This window comes from Rhodococcus sp. 11-3, assembly GCF_023704055.1.
In the GTDB taxonomy this organism is placed as follows: domain Bacteria; phylum Actinomycetota; class Actinomycetes; order Mycobacteriales; family Mycobacteriaceae; genus Rhodococcus; species Rhodococcus aetherivorans.
Genome location: NZ_CP080406.1, coordinates 6,099,220 through 6,117,681 on the forward strand (window position 1 = coordinate 6,099,220; position 18,462 = coordinate 6,117,681).

Sequence of the window (18,462 nt, forward strand, 5' to 3'; positions counted from 1 at the left end):
GTGGATGATCGGCCCCGGGGGCCGATCATCGAGCGCTGCTCAGGCGAGGTCGAACCGGTCGAGGTTCATCACCTTGTTCCACGCAGAGACGAAGTCCTGCACGAACTTCTGCTGCGCGTCGGCGCTGCCGTAGACCTCGGCGATACCGCGCAGCTGCGAGTTCGAACCGAAGACGAGGTCGACGGCCGTGGCCGTCCACCTGACCTCGCCCGTGGCACGATCACGACCCTCGTACACGTTCTCGGTCGACTCGGACACCTTCCACTCCGTGCGCATGTCGAGCAGGTTCACGAAGAAGTCGTTGGTCAGTGCCTCGGGCCGATCGGTGAACACGCCGTGGGCGGATTGCCCGAAGTTGGCGTTCAGGGCACGCATCCCGCCGACGAGAACCGTCATCTCCGGAGCGGTCAACGTCAACAGGTTCGCCCGGTCCAGCATCAGCCGCTCCGGCGGCAGCTTCTCGCCGGCGCGCAGGTAGTTGCGGAACCCGTCGGCCGCGGGTTCGAGCACGGCGAACGACTCCACATCGGTCTGTTCCTGCGAGGCATCGGTGCGGCCCGGCGTGAACGGGACCGTGATCTCGACGCCGGCGTTCTTCGCCGCCTGCTGGACGGCGGCGCAGCCGGCCAGGACGATCAGGTCCGCGAGCGAGACCTTCTTCGCAGACTGCGCGCCGTTGAAGTCCTGCTGGATCCGTTCGAGGGTCTGCAGCACCTCGGCCACCCGGCCCGGCTCGTTGATCTCCCAGTTCTTCTGCGGCTCGAGACGGATGCGTGCCCCGTTGGCCCCGCCGCGCTTGTCGGTGCCGCGGAAGCTCGCCGCCGACGCCCACGCGGCGGCGACCAGCTGGGGGATGGACAGGCCCGATTCGAGGATCTTGCTCCCGAGGGCGGCGATGTCGTCCGCTCCGATCAGTTCGTGATCGACCGCGGGAACCGGATCCTGCCACAGCTGCGGCTCGGGGACCCACGGTCCGAGGTAGCGCGCGACGGGTCCCATGTCGCGATGCAGCAGCTTGTACCAGGCCCTCGCGAATTCCTCCTCGAACTCCTTCGGGTTGTCCAGCCAGCGCCGGGTGATCGGTCCGTAGATCGGGTCGAGTCGCAACGAGAGGTCCGTGGTCAGCATCACCGGCGAATGCCGCTTCGACGGGTCGTGGGCGTCGGGGACGGCGTCGGCGCCGGCCCCGTCCTTCGGGATCCACTGCCACGCACCGGCGGGGCTCTTGGTCTTCTCCCACTCGTAGCCGTACAGGGTTTCCAGGAAGCTGTTGTCCCACTGCCGGGGGGTGGGCGTCCAGGCGCCCTCCAGACCGCTGGTGATCGCGTCCCCGCCCACGCCGGTGCCGAAGGAGTTCTTCCAGCCGAGACCCTGCTGCTCGATGGGAGCGGCCTCCGGCTCGGGACCGACGTGGTCGGCCGTGGCGGCGCCGTGGGTCTTGCCGATGCTGTGACCACCGGCGATGAGCGCCGCGGTCTCAACGTCGTTCATCGCCATCCGGCCGAACGTCTCCCGGATGTCCCGGGCCGCGGCGATCGGATCCGGGTTACCGTTGGGCCCTTCCGGATTCACGTAGATCAAGCCCATCTGCACGGCGCCGAACGGGCCGGACAGTTCCCTGTCGCCGGCGTAACGCTCGTCCCCGAGCCACGTGTCCTCGGGTCCCCAGAACACCTCGTCGGGCTCCCAGATGTCCTCGCGTCCGAAGCCGAAACCGAACGTCTTGAACCCCATCGATTCGTAGGCGCAGTTGCCGGCGAAGATCAGCAGGTCCGCCCACGAGAGCTTCCGGCCGTACTTCTGCTTGATCGGCCAGAGCAGCCGCCGCGCCTTGTCGAGGCTCGCGTTGTCGGGCCAGCTGTTGAGGGGGGCGAAGCGCTGGGCGCCCTTGCCGCCGCCGCCCCGGCCGTCGGCGATGCGGTATGTGCCCGCGGCATGCCAGCTCATCCGGATGAAGAGCGGCCCGTAATGGCCGTAGTCGGCCGGCCACCACTCCTGCGACGTCGTCATCAACTCGAAGATGTCCTGTTTCAGGGCCTCGACGTCGAGGGTCGCGAACTCTTCGGCGTAGTTGTAGTCCGGGCCCATCGGATTGGAGAGGGGCGAGTGCTGGTGGAGAACCTGCAGGTCCAGCTGGTTCGGCCACCAGTCCCGGTTGGTCCTGGGCCGATGCGGCTTCGGCTCGGGGGACGGGATTACCGGATTTTCGCTTTCACTGTTGGACACGTCGGCCCTTCCTTCCGGGTTTCGGTGAATCGGACGGTGATCACGGATGTGATCGCGAAGCGTGTGCTGCCGAGCAGTCGGGGCACATGCCCCAGTAGATGACCTCGGCCTCGTCGACGAGGAAGCCGCTGTGGTCGGACGCGGTCAGGCAGGGCGCCTCGCCGACGGCACAGTCGACGTCGGCGATGGCCCCACAGGACCGGCAGACGAGGTGGTGATGGTTGTCCCCGACACGCGACTCGTACCGGGCGACGGAACCGGACGGCTGGATCCGCCGCACCAGACCCGCACCGGTCAGGGCGTGCAGCACGTCGTACACGGTCTGCCGGGAAACCTCCGGCAGACCGGTGCGCACGGCTCCGAAGATCGTCTCCGTGTCGGCGTGCGGATGCTGGTTCACCGCCTCCAGCACCGCGATCCGGGGCCGGGTCACGCGCAGCTCCGCCGTACGCAACTGCTCCACGTAATCCCGCGTCGAGGGCACGTGGATACTATGACGCACTTTTCTGGAATGAGTCACGACTTTGGGTAACCGCAGCGTGATCAGAACTCGCGCGTGTGTTCGGTGGCGCGGGCGGCGGTCGCGCGGACCCTCACCCGTCCGGCTACCCGGCCGCTAGGGCTTCGGCTGCTGCGCCCACCACTTCAGCAACTCGGCCTCGGCCTCGTCGCGGTCGAGGGGACCACGGTCGAGCCGCAGCTCCTTGAGGAACTTCCAGGCCTGCCCGACCTGCGGGCCGGGTTTCAGGCCGAGCAGCTCCATGATGGCGTTGCCGTCGAGGTCGGGCCGCACCTTCGCCAGGTCCTCCTGCTCGGCGATCCGCTCGATGCGCGTCTCGAGATCGTCGTAGGTGGCCTGCAGCGCCGCGGCCCGGCGCTTGTTGCGGGTGGTGCAGTCCGCCCGGACCAGCTTGTGCAGCCGGGGCAGCAGGTCACCGGCGTCGTGCACGTAGCGCCGGACCGCCGAGTCCGTCCACTGGCCCTTGCCGTAGCCGTGGAACCGCAGGTGCAGGAACACGAGCTGACTGACGTCGTCGACCATCTGCTTGGAGTACTTCAGGGCCCGCATCCGTTTGCGGACCAGCTTGGTCCCGACGACCTCGTGGTGGTGGAAGCTGACGCCGCCGCCCGGCTCGTTGTGCTTCGTGGCGGGCTTGCCGATGTCGTGCAACAGGGCCGCCCAGCGCAGCACGAGATCGGGATCCCCGTCCTCGAGGTCGATGGCCTGCCTGAGCACGGTCAGCGAATGCCAGTACACGTCCTTGTGCTGATGGTGCTCGTCGATCTCGAGCTTCATCGCCGGGATCTCCGGGATCACCCGCTCGGCGAGGCCGGTCTCGACCATGATGTCGATGCCCTCGATCGGGTAGGCACCGAGGATCAGCTTGTCGAGCTCGGCCTGCACCCGCTCGGCGCTGATCCGCAGGATCTCGTCGCCCATGGCCACGATCGCGTCGTGCACCCGCTCCGCCAGCCCGAACCCCAGCTGGGAGACGAACCGCGCCGCGCGCAGCATCCGCAGCGGATCGTCGTGGAACGACTCGCTCGGCATCGCGGGGGTGTCGATGACCCCGGCGAGCAGGGCGTCCATCCCGCCGAGCGGGTCGACGAAGTCCTCCGCGCCGGTCGGGCCGATCCGCACCGCCATGGCATTGACGGTGAAGTCGCGACGGATCAGGTCGTCCTCGAGGCTGGTGCCGTACTCGACGATCGGGTGGCGGGTGACACGGTCGTACGCGTCGCTGCGGAACGTGGTGATCTCGACCTGCTCCGGGCCCTTGACCGCGCTGATCGTGCCGAAGTCGATGCCGGTGTCCCACTGGTGGTCGGCCCAGCCGCGCAGCAGCGCCTGCACCTGCTCGGGCCGCGCGTCGGTGGTGAAGTCCAGGTCGGTGCCGAGGCGACCGAGCACCGCGTCGCGGACGCTCCCTCCCACCAGGTACAGCTCGTGACCGGCGGCGGTGAAGCGCTCACCGAGCGGGGCCAGGATGTCCGACAGCGCACGCAGCGTCGCGTCGGCGCCGGCGAGCAGTCGGGCGCGCCGCTCGGTGTCGGTGGAGGGAGAGTTCACGTCTTCGAACCTTACCGAGGTGGCCGAACGCGCAGTCGCGCGATCCGGACGTGCCTGGTTGGACCGCCGGGCACGTCCCGCCAACTAGTATCGATGAGGTGTCGCCCGCAGAACGTGCCAACCGCAACCGCCGCACCTCGCGGCGGCGTGGCGCGGGCGCCAAGTCCGGTGGCCGAGCCACCTCCGACGCGGCGAAGCCTCACCTGCGCACGGTCCGCGAGACATCGGCCGGGGGACTGGTGGTCGACGGCCTCGGCGGGCCCCCCGACAAGTTGTGCGCGGCGTTGATCGGCCGCACGGACCGGCGCGGCCGGCTGCTGTGGTCGCTGCCGAAGGGACACATCGAGAAGGGCGAGACCGCCGAGCAGACGGCGATGCGCGAGGTCCACGAGGAGACCGGGATCCACGGCACCGTCCTCGCCACGCTCGGCAGCATCGACTACTGGTTCGTCACCGAGGGCCGGCGCGTCCACAAGACCGTGCACCACTACCTGCTGCGTTACCTGGACGGCGAGCTCTCCGACGCCGACGTCGAGGTCACCGAGGTGGCCTGGGTGCCGCTGCCGGAGCTGCGCTCGCGCCTGGCGTACGCGGACGAGCGCAGGCTCGCCGACGTCGCCGACCAGCTGATCGCCGAGATGGATCCGTCGATGCTGCTCGGACCCGGCGGACCGGAGGCCCGTCTCGGATGACCTCGGCAGCTCGCCGGGCCGCGGCGGCCGTTCTCGCCGTGCTCGCGCTCGTCCTGACGACGGCGGGTGTGGCCGTCGCCCAGCCGCGCAGCGACGCGTCCGACGCCCCGCGCTTCCTCGAGCTGCGCATCGACTCGGTGACGCCGACGACGATGTCCACCAGCAGCGAGCCGGTGGTGACCGTGACCGGCACGCTCGAGAACGTCGGCGACCGCGATGTCGAGGACATCGCCGTGCGGCTGCAGCGCGCCCCGGCGGTCGGCTCCGCCGAGGAGCTGCGCACGGCGCTGACGTGGGATCAGACCGCCTACGACCGCACCGGGCCGTTCGAATCGGTCACCGACGTCCTCGAGCGGGGTGAGCAGCGGCAGTTCCGCCTCGAGCTGGCGCTGCGCTCGGCCGACAGCCCTTCGCTGGGTATCGACACCCCCGGGGTGTATCCGCTGCTCGTCAACGTCAACGGCGCTCCCGAGTACGGCGGTCAGGCACGGCTCGACGACGCCCGGTTCCTGCTGCCCGTGCTGGGGGTGCCCGCGGGCGAGAGCAGCGAGAGCCGGCCCGTGCCCCCGGACACGTCCGCACCCGTGGGGGTCACCATGCTGTGGCCGCTCGCGGACCGGCCGCGCCTCGCGGCGGGGGTGCCCGGATCGGCGACGGACCCGGTCCGTCTCGTCGACGACGACCTCGCGACGTCGCTCGCCGACGGCGGCCGGCTCGACGGACTGCTCGACGCCGCCGAGCGCGCGGCCACCGCCGAGGACCGCCGCGTCGCCGACGCGATGTGCCTGGCCGTCGACCCCGATCTGCTCGTCACCGTCGCCAACATGACCCGCGGCTACCTGGTGGTCGAGGACACGGCCGAGCCGAGGGGCGACGCCCACGACGGGGAGGGGACGGCCGCGGCCGTCGCGTGGCTGGAACGGCTGCGCACCCTGGCCGCGTCGATGTGCACGGTCGCGGTGCCCTTCGCCCAGGTCGACGTGGCCGCCCTCGCCGAACTCGACGACGCCTCTCTCGCCGGGCCCGCGCTCGCCGCACCGACCGAGATCGTGAACACGATCCTCGGGATCACCACGACCCGGGAGGACGTGGTCTGGCCCGACGCCGGGGTGCTCACCGAGCAGGCGGGGGCGCTGCTCGCCGCCGACGGCCCGGTGACGACCCTGCTCGCCGACACGGCGGTCGACGCCGCGGACTCGGACGCGGGCACGGGTCCGATGCCCGTGCGGGGGGTGGACGGCCTGTCCACGGTCCTGTTCGACAGCGCCGCCGCCACCGCGCTCGCCGCGCTGGGCGACGCTCCCCAGACGCCGTCGTTCACCGCCGAGGACGCCCGCTACGACCTCACCGAGGATTCCCCGGGCGCCCGGCTGCAGGACGCGCTGGGCGCCCTGAGCTGGTCCGCGCTGCGCACGTCGGAGAGCGCCACCCGGACCGTGTCCACCGGCGACGGCGCGTCCGCGGCCCCGGGCTCCGCGCTGTTCGTGCCGCCGCAGTCGTGGAGTGCGTCCGGCGACGACGCCGCCGCGGTCCTGTCGATGGTCGGCACCCTGATCCGCTCCGGCCTGGCCACCCCGCGTCCGTTCGACACCCTGTTCGCACCCGCCGCCGGGGACGCCCCCACCGTCGCGCTGTCCTACCCGGAGCAGGCCATCGTCGACGGTGCGTCGGCCGAGGTGATCGACGCGGCCCGCGAGCAGGCACCCCGGCTCGACTCGTTCCAGGAGGCGCTCGTCGAGGATCCGCAGGCGCAGCTGACACCGCAGCAGTTCACCGCACCGCTGCGCGAGGACCTGCTGCGCGCGATGAGCCTGGCGGGCCGGCGCGGGCCCGACCCCGGCGCCGCCGCGCGCGACGCGGGGCAGCGCGGCGAGGAGGTACGCGACGCCGTCGACGGGATGTTCGCGGGAGTGACCGTGCTCTCACCGGGCGGTGTCTACACGCTGACCTCGGAACAGAGTCCCCTACTGTTGGTCGCGCGCAACGATCTGCCCGTGGGCATCACCGTGCGGCTGCACGTGGACGCGCCGTCGGCGATGAAGATCACCGACATCGGGCCCACCCAGCTGCCCCCGCGCGGCAGCCGCACCCTCACGGTGCCGGCGCAGATCAGCGACTCGCGGAAGATCGGTGTCGAGTTCGCCCTGACCACGGAGTCCGGGCTGCCGCTCGGCACCCCGACGAACGTGACGGTACGGTCCAACGCGTACGGCCAGGTTCTCGCGATCGTCACCGGCTGTGCGGGGGCGCTGCTGCTGTTCCTGGCGGGCCGTCGTCTCCTGCACCGCTTCCGCGGCGAGCCCGATCCAGCCGACGAAGGGTACGAGAAACGATGACCGGGAACCCGACCCGTGAGGACGTCGCCCCGCCCGCCCCCGCGGCGGCGGAGCCGGCCCCGCGCAAGAACCCCGGCCTGCTCGCCGCGACCGGCTCGATCGCCTTCGCGACCCTGATCAGCCGCATCACCGGCTTCGTCAAGCAGGTGCTGTTGCTGACCCTGCTCGGCGCCGCCGTCGCGAGCTCGTACACGGTGGCCGCCCAGATCCCGAACATGATCTCCGAGCTGGTGCTCGGCGCCGTCCTCACCTCGATCGTCGTGCCGGTGCTGGTCCGCGCGGAACGCGAGGACCCGGACGGCGGTACGGCGTTCGTCCGGCGCCTGTTCACCGTCTCCGTCACCGTGCTCGGCCTCGCCGCCCTGCTGGCCACCGCCGCGGCGCCGGTCCTCGTCACCCGGTTCTTCCTCGACGACACGGGCAAGGTGTCGACGACGCTGACCACGGCGCTGACGTATCTGTTGCTGCCGGCGATCCTGTTCTACGGCCTGTCGGCGCTGCTGACCGCCATCCTGAACACGCGGCAGGTGTTCAAACCGGGCGCATGGGCGCCGGTGCTGAACAACATCGTCGTCATCACGGTCCTGGTCCTGTACTTCCTGCTGCCCGGGGAGATCACCCTCGACCCGGTGCGCATGAGCGACCCGCACCTGCTGCTGCTCGGCTGCGGCGTCACCCTCGGTGTGGTGACCCAGGCGATGTCCCTGGTGCCGGCGCTGCGCCGCGAGGGGATCAGCCTCAAGCCGCTGTGGGGGCTCGACGACCGGCTGCGCCAGTTCGGCGGCATGGCCGCGGCCATCGTGCTGTACGTGCTCATCAGCCAGGCCGGCATGGTGTTCGCGACACACGTCTCGTCGAGCGCCGACGCGGCCGGTCCGGCGATCTACAACAACGCGTGGCTGCTGCTGCAGCTGCCGTACGGTGTCCTCGGCGTCACGGTGCTCACCGCGATCATGCCGCGGCTGAGCCGCAACGCCGCCGAGGAGGACACCCCCGCTGTGGTGGACGACCTGTCGGTCGCGACCCGGCTGACGATGATCGCGCTGATCCCGATCGTCGTGTTCTTCACCGTCGCCGGCCCGCAGATCGGCACGGCCCTGTACGGCTACGGCAGCTTCGGCGAGGGCAACGCCGAACGGCTGGGCCAGGCGGTCAGCTGGTCGGCGTTCACCCTGATCCCGTACGCCCTCGTCCTCATCCATCTGCGCGTGTTCTACGCACGCGAGCAGGCGTGGACCCCCACGTGGATCATCCTCGGCATCACCGCCGTGAAGATCGGCCTGTCCGCGATCGCGCCCGTCGTCGCCCGCAACGACGACCAGGTGGTGCTGTTGCTGGGCGTGGCGACCGGCCTGGCCTTCACCGTCGGGGCGTGCATCGGCGGCTTCCTGCTGCACCGCGCCCTCGGCGACCTGCGGATGGCGAACGTGGGCCGGACCGTGTGGCACGTGGTGATCGCCTCGGCCGCAGGTTCGGCGGCGATGCTGCTCACCGATCGGCTGCTGCGGCTCGGTGCGCTGAGCGACCGGTTCGGCGGCATCGGCTCGATGGTGCGGGTCGCGATCACCGGCGCGCTGATGCTGCTGGTGACCCTCACGGTGATGTGGTTGCTGAAGGTGCCCGAGATCCTGGCGATCACCGCGGCGGTCCGGCGCAAGGTCGACGCGCTGCGCGGACGCACGCCCGTCGAGCCGGCCGTCGCCGAGGCGGATGCCGACGAGATCGCCGAACTCGAGGCGGCCCGCTTCGAGGAATCGGAGGCCGAGAAGACCATCGTGTTGCCGCGCCTGGACTACGGCGACTACGGGGTGGCCCCGTACGACGCGGTCACCGAGGTGATTCCCGCCATCAGGGACGTGCCGAGCCACATCGATGCACACCGGCAACTCCCGTACCCTGGTCGACGGCAGGTTCGTACCACCCGGGACGGATCGCGCCGGTTCGCGGATGCCGGACGGCCTCCCGGTTACCTCCGGGGCGGGCGAGTCGAACAAGAAGGAGTGAGGGTGAGCGACGACCACGCTACCGGTAAGTCCACGGTCGATGAGTCCGCATCGACGGACCCGGGTTCGGTGTCCACGGACGCCGACGGCACGTCGACGCAGTCCCCGCAGGCCGGCATCCCCGACCGTTCCGCCTCGCCGCAGAAGTCCGCCGGCAGCCCCGCCGAGAACCGCTCCGGTGCCGGCCGGCCTCGCCGCGATCCCCACGTCGACACCGGCGTCATCCCGATCGGCTCGCCCCAGCTGCCTCCGCTGCGTGTGCCGGGGTCCGCGCCGCGCACCCCGATGCGCGGGCCGAAGCTGATCCCCGGCGCGTCGGTCGCCGGTGGCCGCTACCGTCTGCTCGCCCCGCACGGCGGCGCGCGCGGTCTGCGCTTCTGGCAGGCGCAGGACGTCAAGCTCGACCGCGAGGTGGCGCTGACGTTCGTCGACGCCGAGCAGCGCGCCGGGGACGTTACCGGTCCCGACGGTCCGCAGGCCATCCTGTCGCGCACCCTGCGGCTGGGCCGGATCAACTCACCGGGGCTCGCACGGGTGCTCGACGTGGTCCGCGGCAGCTCGGGCGGCATCGTCGTCGCCGAGTGGACGCCCGGTCGTTCGCTGCGCGAGATGTCCGGCACCGAGCCGTCCCCGCTCGGCGCGGCCCGCGCTGTGCAGGCCCTCGCGGCCGCGGCGGAGGCCGCGCACCGCAGCGGCGGCGCCCTCTCGATCGATCACCCCGACCGGATCCGCATCAGTGTCGCCGGCGACGCGGTGCTGGCCTTCCCCGCCACCTTCGCCGACGCGGACGTGACCTCCGACGTCCGGGGCCTCGGCGCGAGCCTCTACGGCCTGATCACCGCCCGCTGGCCGCTGCCCGAACAGGCCGCGCCCGGGGAGCAGCCCCCGGCGCACACCGGCGGCACGATCGGCGGGATGCGCCCGGCGGACCTGACCGCCGAGGGCATCGCGGTCGAGCCCCGCACGCTGCGGCCGGAGGTGCCGTTCGAGATCTCCGCGGTGGCGGTGCGTGCGCTCGCCGCCGACGGCGGAATCCGGACCGCGGCCACCGTGCAGCACATCCTCGGCCAGGCCTCGGTCGTGGACCAGAAGACCGACATGATCCCGGCGCTGCGGCTCGGCCAGCGCAGTGCCGGCGCCACCGACCACGCCCTCGCGGACCCGGAGGCTCTCGCCGAGGAGAAGAAGCGATCCGAGCGGATGCTGTTCGCGCTCGTCGGCCTCGGCATCACCACGGTGGTGCTCCTCGCCCTGATCGGCTGGTGGATCGCGAACCTGCTCGCCGGAGGCAACTCCGACGAGCCGCTCACGAGCCAGGACTTCGGCCTCACCCCGACCTCCGAGGCGCCGTCGGAGCCGGTCGCCCAGGCGCCGGCCCCGGCCGCAGCGGCCGGACCGGTGGCGGCATCGGCGGTGTCGGTGTTCTCCCCGCAGGGCACCCCGGATTCGCCGGCGACGGCGCGGTTGGCCATCGACGGTGATCCGTCGACGGAGTGGAGCACCGACGCCTACTTCCAGCCGTTTCCCGCCCTGAAGAACGGTGTGGGACTGATGGTGGCGCTCGCCGAGCCGGCCGCGCTCTCGTCGGTGTCGGTGACGTCGGACAGCCCGGGCACGAAGGTCGAGATCCGCAGCGCACCGTCGGACCAGGCCTCTCTGGACCAGACCCAGGTGATCGGCTCGGCGACGCTGCGGTCCGGCGTCACGGAGATCCCCGTCGAGGCCGAGGGCCGCACCTCCGATGTGCTGGTGTGGATCACGGGGCTGAGCACGTCCGGCGGCGGCAACAAGAGCTCGATCGCCGAGGTGACGTTCACCGCCGCCGAATAGCCCGGCGCACGCGCCTCCGGTCGCCCACCTCGATCGGCTACCATCCGCGCGTGCGAATTTTGGGGGGGATCGCAGGAATTGCCGTGTCCGACGCCGAGTTACTGGCGGCGCACGCGGCGGGGGACCGACGCGCGTTCGCGCAACTGCTCGAACGGCACTACGACCATCTGTGGCAGGTGGCGCGCCGCACCAGCTATTCGCCCGAGGATGCCGCGGACGCCCTGCAGGAGGCGTTGCTGTCGGCGCATCGTACGGCGGGGAAATTCCGGAACACCGCGGCGGTTCGCAGCTGGCTGCACACCATCGTGGTGAACGCGTGCCTGGACCGCATCCGGCGCAACAAGGCGCGACCGACCGTCCCGCTGTACGACGACGGCACCGATGCCCGCGACGAACGGGATCGCATCGCGGAGCGGGAGATCGCGCTCGATATCGAGGCGGCGTTGTTCACCCTGCCACCGGAGCAACGCGCCGCGGTCGTCGCCGTCGACGTGGAGGGCTGGCCGGTGAGCGAGGCGGCCCGGCGGCTCGGTGTTCCCGAAGGCACGGTCAAGAGCCGCTGCGCGCGCGGGCGCCGGCGGCTCGCGGTGCTTCTCGGTGACCTGCGGGATACGGGGAACCGATCGTGATCGGCGGCCGTCTTATCCTGGTGAGGGCACCGGAAGGCGGGGAGGACAGCGGATGACCGAGGACGAGCTGCCGCGGCCGCCGTATTCTGCCGACCTGCTCGCCGACCTGCACGCCGGGGTCCTGGACGACGACGTCACCGCCGGATTGTGGCCGGCGGTGCGGCGGGATCCGGACGCCATGGCGGTGATCGCCGCGCTCGACTCCGTCAGCCGCCGGCTCCGGGCCCTCGGTGCGGCCGAAGATGTTGAGAGCCCGCAGATCCCGCCGGAAGTGGCGGCCCGGATCGATGCGGCACTGACCGCCGACGCCGCCGCGCGCCGCCGGCGACGGTGGCTGCTCGCCGCGGCCGGGACGGGGGCCGCGGCCGCGGTGGCGATCGGATTCGCCGTCACCGCCCACGGCGCCGGACGCCCCGATGCCGCGGCGCCGATGGCCGCGCCCGCCGCTGCCGCGCCGGCTTCTGCTGCACCGGCTTCTGCTGCACCCGGTGCCGACGTGCTCGACCCGGCGACCTGGCGCGCGATGATCGGCGCGTCCGACCCCGGCCCGCTGTCGGATCACGGAGTACTCCGAGAATGCCTCGAGGCCAACGGCATCGACGAATCCCGGCCACTGCTGGGGTCACGCACGATCCGGTTCGACGGCCGGGAGGCGGTCGCGCTGATCCTGGGTGATGCCGCGTCGCCGCGGTTGACGGCACTGGTGGTGGGCACGGGATGCGGCGCTTCCGATCCGGCGACTCTGGTGATCCGTCAGATCGGCTGAGCCGCAGGGAGTTCAACCGTCCGCGGCGGGCAGCAACAGATCGAGGATCCGCTCCCGCAGGGCGGACGTGTCGTCCTCGGCCGCAACGATGCTCGCGAACAGCGCCGCACCCGCGGCGAGGACGAGCACGGCACGTGCGTCGAGGTCGGCGGGAGAGGAGCCGTCGCCGTGGGAGAACAGTGTCGTGCTGGGGCCGCTGAAGGTGCGCCACAGGGTGTTCCGCAGATCGTCGTGATCGCGGAGTGCGGCGATGAGCCCGGGCAGGGCGGCGCGGACGTCGGGGCGGGCGAACAGGTCCGCGCTGCCCCTGACGACCCATTCGATCCAGCCGCGGCGGTCCGTCCCGTGCATCGGGGTCAGGTCCGGCGCGGAACCGAGAAGCGAGTCGAGCACGAGGTGCGCCTTCGACGGCCACCGCCGGGTGAGGGCCGCCCGGCTCACCCCGGCCCGGGCCGCGATGCCGCGCAGGCTCAGGTGTTCCCAGCCGACCTCGAGCAGCATCGCGCGGGTCACGGCGAGGACCTCGGCGTCGATGCGCGGATCGCGGGGGCGGCCGGCGGGCGTGGGGGAGCGGTGGGATGCGGTCATCACCGGTAATTGTGGTGCACGGCACGGCGCGGCACTATAGTTGCAACACGTTACAGAACCACTGGCATCGAAAGTAGGGGCATGACCTCGTCGCGACCCGCCGTGTTCGAACCCGTTCGGCTCGGACCGCTCACCCTGCGCAACCGCATCCTCAAGGCCGCGACGTTCGAGGGCGTCATGCCCGGCGGTCGCGTCACCGACGAACTCGTCGAGTTCCATGCCGAGGTCGCCCGCGGCGGCACCGCACTGACCACCGTCGCGTACTGCGCCGTCGCACCCGGCGGACGCGTACACCGCAACACCGTCGTCCTCGACCGCGACACCGTGCCGGGCCTGCGCCGCCTCACCGACGCTGTGCACGCGGAGGGCGCGCTCGCCTCGGCGCAGATCGGGCACGCCGGACTCGTCGCCAACCAGATCTCCAACGGGACGAAGACCCTCGCCCCGTCCACCCGCATCAGCGCCCCCGCCATGGGCCTGGTGCGGGGCGCGAGTCTCGCGCAGCTCGATCAGGTCGTCACCGATTACGAGAACGCGACCCGCTGCGCCGTCGAGGCCGGATTCGACGCGCTCGAGGTGCACCTGGGGCACAACTATCTGCTCAGCTCGTTCCTCAGCCCGAATCTCAACAAGCGCAGCGACCGCTACGGCGGCAGTCTCGAGAACCGAACCGCGTTTCCCCGGCGCGTTCTCGAGGCGGTCCGCAAGGCGGCCGGCGACTCGGTAGCCGTCATCGTCAAGTTCAACATGACGGACGGCGTCCCCAAGGGACTGTGGCTCCACGAGAGCCTGCCCATGGCGCGGCTGATCGAATCCGACGGCCACATCGACGCGATGGAACTCACCGGCGGCAGCTCCCTGCTCAACGGCATGTACTTCTTCCGCGGCGACGTCCCGCTGGCCGAGTTCGTCGCGTCCCAGCCCAGGCTCGTGGGGCTGGGACTGCGGTTCTACGGGCCGCGGCTCTTCCCGACCTACCCCTTCGAGGAGGCGTTCTTCCGCCCGATGGCTCGGCAGTTCCGGTCCGAGCTGCGCACCCCGCTCATCCTCCTCGGCGGCATCAACCGGATCGACACCATCGAGAATGCGCTCGACGAGGGATTCGAGTTCGTCGCGATGGGCCGGGCGCTGCTGCGAGACCCGTACCTCGTCAACAAGTTCCGGGACGAGCACGTGCGCGAAGGGCTGTGCATCCACTGCAACAAGTGCATGCCCACCATCTACACCGGAACCCGGTGCGTCGTGCGCGAATCCCTGCGCGACGTGGAGCACAGCACCTGACGGTGCGCCGGCCCACAGCTATCCTGCAACACCATGGACGGTGGGCGGTGACGAACGCGACGACCCCGCCCGTGCAGGTGCGGGTGCTGGGCGCCGTCGCCGCGCTCGTCGACGGGCAGCCCGTCGCCCTCGGCGGTCCCGTCCGTCGTGCGCTGCTCGCCCGGCTGGTGGCGGCACGCGGGCACCCGGTCTCCGCCGACCGGCTCGTCGAGGACCTGTGGGGCGGGGCACCGCCGGCCAAACCGGTGGCGGCGCTGCAGGCGCACATCTCCCACCTGCGCCGGGTGCTCGGTCCGGGCCACGACCCGCTGCCACGGAGCGCCGCCGGGTACGCGCTGAACCTGCCTGTCGCCGCGGTGGACGCGTGGGCGTTCGAGGACGCCGTCACCCGCACCGTCACCGCACCCCACGACCGGCTCCGGCACCTCGGGCAGGCCCTCCAGCGGTGGCGGGATCCGCTGCCCGACATCGATCGATATCCCTGGGCGGCAATCGAATCCGACCGGCTCGGGGAACTGCGCCGCACGGCGGTGGAACAGTACGCCGAGACCGCGCTCGAACTCGGTGCTCCCGTCGCGCCGCTGATCGCGTCGCTGAGCGACATCGTCGCGGCGGACCCCGGCCGCGAACGCGCCGTCGGGCTCCTGGCGCGCGCCCGGTACCGCGCCGACGGCCCGGCCGACGCCCTCGCCGTCATCCGCCGCTCGCGGCAGTACCTGGCCACCGAACTGGGCCTCGACCCCGGTCCGGCACTACGGGCCGCCGAGCACGAGATCCTCACCGGTACGGCCGGTCCTGCCCGGGACCGAGCGCCGATCGCCGACCACGTCCGCCCCGCCGAACTCGGCGTCCTGCTGGACGAGGCCGGACGCGCCGCCCGCGGTGAGACGCGTCTGACGTGGCTGGCCGGGGAACCCGGGGCGGGCAAGACCCATCTGACCACGCTGCTCGCCGTCGCCCTCGAGGGCGACGGCTGGCAGGTTGCCCGCGGCAACTGCCCCGAGGTGGACGGAGCGCCACCGGGGTGGCCCTGGATCGAGATCCTCGACGCCCTCGCCCACACCGACCCCGACGGCACGGCCACGATGACGTCCCGGCTGGCCGTGCCCGGCACCGGCCTCGACACGTTCGGGCTCGCCCGTTCGCTCACGCGGCACCTCGGCCGCATCGCCGCCGACCGTCCGGTGCTGCTCGTCTTCGACGACATGCACCGCGCCGACGAACCGACCCTGCACCTGCTGCGCCTCACCCTCGCCGCCCTGCGAACCCGGCCGCTGCTCGCCGTCGCCACCTATCGGCCCACCGAGGCGGGGAGCGAACTCGCCGCCGTCCGCGCGGCGACGAACGCATGCCCCGGCCGGCAGCTCCGCCTCGCCCCGCTGACCGACGACGGCATCGCCCACCTCGTCCGCGAATGCGGCGTCGTCGCCCTGGCGCCCGAGGACATGGCGTTGCTCGTCGCCCGGACCGACCGTAATCCGTTGTTCGTCAGAGAATTTGCTCTGCTGATCGCCGACCGGGGCGTCCGGGCACTCCATCACGACGTGCCGGCCGGGATCGCCGACGTACTGCACCACCGCATCCACACGCTGCCCGAGGCCACCGTCGCCGTGCTGTCCGCGGCCGCCGTCCTCGGACGCGAAGCCGACCTGGACGTGCTCGCCGCGATGTGCGGAACCGACCTCGAGTCCCTCCTCGAGCCACTCGAGCCGGCCCTGCGCGCCCGCCTGCTCGAGGAACCCGCACCCGAGCGGATCCGGTTCACCCACAATCTCGTCCGGGAAACCCTGTACGCGGGGCAGTCACGCCTCCGGCGCACCCGTCTGCACGGCGCGGCCCTCGCGGCGTTGTCCGCCCTGCGGCCGGCCGAGGTGGCCGCGACGGCACACCATGCGGCGCTCGCGGCCACCCCGTCCACCGCCCACCACGCCGTCGCGCACCTCACCGCGGCGGCCCGTCGCGCCGACGCTCTCGGCGCCCGAGCCGATGCGGTCACCCTGTGGGGCGCTGCGGTGTCGGCACACGAGATGTCCACCGTCGTACCGGAAGACGGCCTGCTGCCACTGCTCACCGGATACGTCGGAGCGCTCGCCCACACCGGCGACGTGGTCACCGCACGCGTCGTGCGCCAACGCGCCGTGGATCTCGCCCGGCGGATCGGTGACCCGCCGGCCCTCGTTGCGGCGCTCACTTCGTGGTCCGCGCCGGTCACCTGGACCGTCCGGGTCGACGACGAACCGGACCGGCGCATCCTCGACCCCGTGCAGTCACTCCTCGCCACCACCGCCCTCGGCGACCACGACCGGGTCCTGCTGCTCGTCACCGCCGTCTTCGAACTCGAGGGCGCCGACTCGGTGGCCGCCCTCGCCGCGGCCCGCCGCGCGCACGCCCTCGCGCGGGGAACCGCCGGCGCCGGGCTGCGCTGCCGTGCGCTCAACGCCCTCGGATTCGTCGCGTACGGCCCGGACCTCGTGGCGCAGCGGCGTGACATCGCCGCGGAACTCCTCACCGTCGCCGGCGACGCGGGAGACGCCGCGTATCAGGCGCAGGCACACTTCCAGTGGTTCCTCGCCGCCGCCGCAGACACCGAACTCGACGAGGCCCGTCGCCACGCCGAACTCGCCGTGCGGTACGCGGCCGGCCGGCAGCTCTCCCAGTTGCTCGGCGTGGTCGAACTGTTCCGCGCCCTGGTGCGCCTCCTCGCCGGCGACGAGGACGGCGCACAGCGCGGATATGACACCGTCGCAGCACAACTCGAGGCGGAGGGCACCGCCTCGGCCCGGTGGATCGGTACCGTCGGACGCATCGGTGTGGCCACGGCGCGCGACGACTTCGCTCCGCTCGTCGCCGAGTTGTCCGCACTCGAATCGGCACGGCCGCACAGTGTCCGGTTCCCGTTGGTCCTCGCCCTGCTCGACAGCGGTGAACACGAACGGGCGCGGCAGTTGTGGCGCGCCCAGCGGCCGTTCCGGCGCGACTACTACTGGCTGGCCATGACATGCCTGCGCGCCCGTGCCGCGGCCCGGCTCGCGGACACGGCGACGGCCCGGGACTGCCATGCGCAGTTGCTGCCGTTCAGCGGCCGCATCGCCGGCCTGGATTCCGGCTCGTTCCACGCCGGCCCCGTGGACGCTGCCCTCGCCGAGACCGCGGCGCTGCTCGGCGATGCGGACTCGGCACACCGATTCCACGATGCGGCCGAGACACTCACCGCGACGGTGTCGGCACAACTGCACGACCCGGCGTGGGCGGCGTGGCGTTGAGCCCGTTCCGTCGTGTCGCGGACAGGACGCACAGCCCGATCGCCGCGAACGCGCAACCGCGTGGAATTTCGACGACCAGTCCGGTCACGCCCGGCATCGCCGGAATCGGCAGCAGGAGAACGACACCGCCCGCCGCCATGAGGGCGCCGATCCACACCGGTACCGCACGCGAACGGATCAGCGCGATGCCGAACAGGATCATGCTGCCCATGAAGACGAGTCCGCTGACGGTCTGCAGGAGCACATAGGGCTCGTAGTCGAGGAGGGTATCCGACCCGGAGATCGCCCCTGCCGTCGCCGGATCGCGCGAGAACGGCACGGAGACGAAGGCTTCGATCACCAGGTGCGAGAACGCCACCAGCACCGAGGACAGGAAGTATGTGACGTACGCGACGAGACCGAGCATTCCGGTTCCGGCGGCGACCCAGGCGTACAGCGCGGGCACACCGAGCATCAACAGCAGCGTTCCCGACAGCAGGAGGACGTGGGGGAGGGGATTGATCGGAGCGGACAGCGCCGGCACCGAATGCGCGGCGCCGTCGACGACGGGATGCAGGAGGCCGCCGGCGAGGTTCAACGGGAACGCGGCGACGACGGACACCGCGCCGAGGCGGTACAGCAGTGCGGGAGTTACGGTCATACCGTCAGCGTGACGATTCGGCCTTGCGGTTCCCTTGCCGTCCGCTTGCCGTCCGGGTGGGCAGGGTACGCCTCGGTGTGGCGTGACGCACGGCACTCGAGGAACAACACCCCTTACCCTGTTGTTGACCCATGTTG

At 71.6% G+C, this 18,462-nt stretch carries 12 protein-coding genes; 7 read left to right on the top strand and 5 right to left on the bottom strand.

From position 1 onward, the window contains the following. Positions 1 to 39 precede the first annotated feature (39 nt). From katG to KZJ41_RS28210, 3 genes are all read right to left on the bottom strand, one after another. Positions 40 to 2,226, bottom strand: coding sequence for a catalase/peroxidase HPI (gene katG, locus KZJ41_RS28200; protein WP_102800330.1), 2,187 nt, complete (start codon positions 2,224 to 2,226; stop codon positions 40 to 42). Between the two features lie 40 nt (positions 2,227 to 2,266). Continuing rightward, positions 2,267 to 2,710, bottom strand: coding sequence for a Fur family transcriptional regulator (locus KZJ41_RS28205; protein ID WP_029546787.1), 444 nt, complete (start codon positions 2,708 to 2,710; stop codon positions 2,267 to 2,269). Positions 2,711 to 2,842: 132 nt separating this feature from the next. Then, positions 2,843 to 4,297, bottom strand: coding sequence for a CCA tRNA nucleotidyltransferase (locus KZJ41_RS28210; RefSeq protein ID WP_251549965.1), 1,455 nt, complete (start codon positions 4,295 to 4,297; stop codon positions 2,843 to 2,845). A 98-nt stretch (positions 4,298 to 4,395) separates the two neighbouring features. Here KZJ41_RS28210 and KZJ41_RS28215 point away from each other — a divergent pair, with 98 nt between their 5' ends. The 5 genes from KZJ41_RS28215 (at position 4,396) to KZJ41_RS28235 (ending at position 12,553) form a co-directional block, all read left to right on the top strand. Next, entirely contained in the window at positions 4,396 to 4,989 is a 594-nt protein-coding gene (locus tag KZJ41_RS28215) for an NUDIX hydrolase (protein WP_006934418.1), read from the top strand. Then, positions 4,986 to 7,325 (top strand): DUF6049 family protein, encoded by a 2,340-nt coding sequence (locus tag KZJ41_RS28220; protein ID WP_029546789.1) that lies wholly within the window; start codon positions 4,986 to 4,988, stop codon positions 7,323 to 7,325. The genes KZJ41_RS28215 and KZJ41_RS28220 overlap by 4 nt, the downstream gene beginning before the upstream one ends. Next, positions 7,322 to 11,158: a murein biosynthesis integral membrane protein MurJ gene (gene murJ, locus KZJ41_RS28225; RefSeq protein ID WP_029546790.1), complete on the top strand. Its 3,837-nt coding sequence runs from the start codon at positions 7,322 to 7,324 to the stop codon at positions 11,156 to 11,158. Before KZJ41_RS28220 ends, murJ begins: the two co-directional genes overlap by 4 nt. An 83-nt stretch (positions 11,159 to 11,241) precedes the next feature. Further along, entirely contained in the window at positions 11,242 to 11,787 is a 546-nt protein-coding gene (gene sigM, locus KZJ41_RS28230; protein ID WP_006934425.1) for an RNA polymerase sigma factor SigM, read from the top strand. A 52-nt stretch (positions 11,788 to 11,839) separates the two neighbouring features. Next, on the top strand, positions 11,840 to 12,553 hold the full coding sequence (locus KZJ41_RS28235) for a hypothetical protein (RefSeq protein ID WP_231772231.1): 714 nt from the start codon (positions 11,840 to 11,842) through the stop codon (positions 12,551 to 12,553). A 12-nt stretch (positions 12,554 to 12,565) separates the two neighbouring features. Here the strand turns inward: KZJ41_RS28235 and KZJ41_RS28240 are convergent, their stop codons facing one another. Next, the gene (locus KZJ41_RS28240) at positions 12,566 to 13,141 is read right to left on the bottom strand and encodes a TetR/AcrR family transcriptional regulator (RefSeq protein WP_231772230.1); all 576 of its coding nucleotides are present in this window, start codon (positions 13,139 to 13,141) and stop codon (positions 12,566 to 12,568) included. Between the two features lie 81 nt (positions 13,142 to 13,222). Between KZJ41_RS28240 and KZJ41_RS28245 the strand changes: the two genes are divergently transcribed. Together KZJ41_RS28245 and KZJ41_RS28250 are read left to right on the top strand one after the other, a co-directional pair. Continuing rightward, entirely contained in the window at positions 13,223 to 14,422 is a 1,200-nt protein-coding gene (locus KZJ41_RS28245) for an NADH:flavin oxidoreductase (RefSeq protein ID WP_006934434.1), read from the top strand. Positions 14,423 to 14,469: 47 nt separating this feature from the next. Further along, positions 14,470 to 17,685: a BTAD domain-containing putative transcriptional regulator gene (locus tag KZJ41_RS28250; protein WP_251549967.1), complete on the top strand. Its 3,216-nt coding sequence runs from the start codon at positions 14,470 to 14,472 to the stop codon at positions 17,683 to 17,685. On the opposite strand, the gene KZJ41_RS28255 is transcribed toward KZJ41_RS28250, so the two are convergent. Continuing rightward, positions 17,630 to 18,325 carry a hypothetical protein gene (locus tag KZJ41_RS28255; protein WP_029546795.1) on the bottom strand — a complete coding sequence of 232 codons (696 nt, stop codon included), beginning with the start codon at positions 18,323 to 18,325 and terminating at the stop codon, positions 17,630 to 17,632. The genes KZJ41_RS28250 and KZJ41_RS28255 overlap by 56 nt on opposite strands. Positions 18,326 to 18,462 lie beyond the last annotated feature (137 nt).

What these genes read in the sequence shown, in the direction of transcription:
- KZJ41_RS28220 (WP_029546789.1), top strand. Translation starts at nt 4,986, where the DNA reads ATGACCTCGGCAGCTCGCCGGGCCGCGGCGGCCGTTCTCGCCGTGCTC.
- murJ (WP_029546790.1), top strand. Translation starts at nt 7,322, where the DNA reads ATGACCGGGAACCCGACCCGTGAGGACGTCGCCCCGCCCGCCCCCGCG.
- KZJ41_RS28235 (WP_231772231.1), top strand. Translation starts at nt 11,840, where the DNA reads ATGACCGAGGACGAGCTGCCGCGGCCGCCGTATTCTGCCGACCTGCTC.
- KZJ41_RS28240 (WP_231772230.1), bottom strand. Translation starts at nt 13,141, where the DNA reads ATGACCGCATCCCACCGCTCCCCCACGCCCGCCGGCCGCCCCCGCGAT.
- KZJ41_RS28245 (WP_006934434.1), top strand. Translation starts at nt 13,223, where the DNA reads ATGACCTCGTCGCGACCCGCCGTGTTCGAACCCGTTCGGCTCGGACCG.
- KZJ41_RS28255 (WP_029546795.1), bottom strand. Translation starts at nt 18,325, where the DNA reads ATGACCGTAACTCCCGCACTGCTGTACCGCCTCGGCGCGGTGTCCGTC.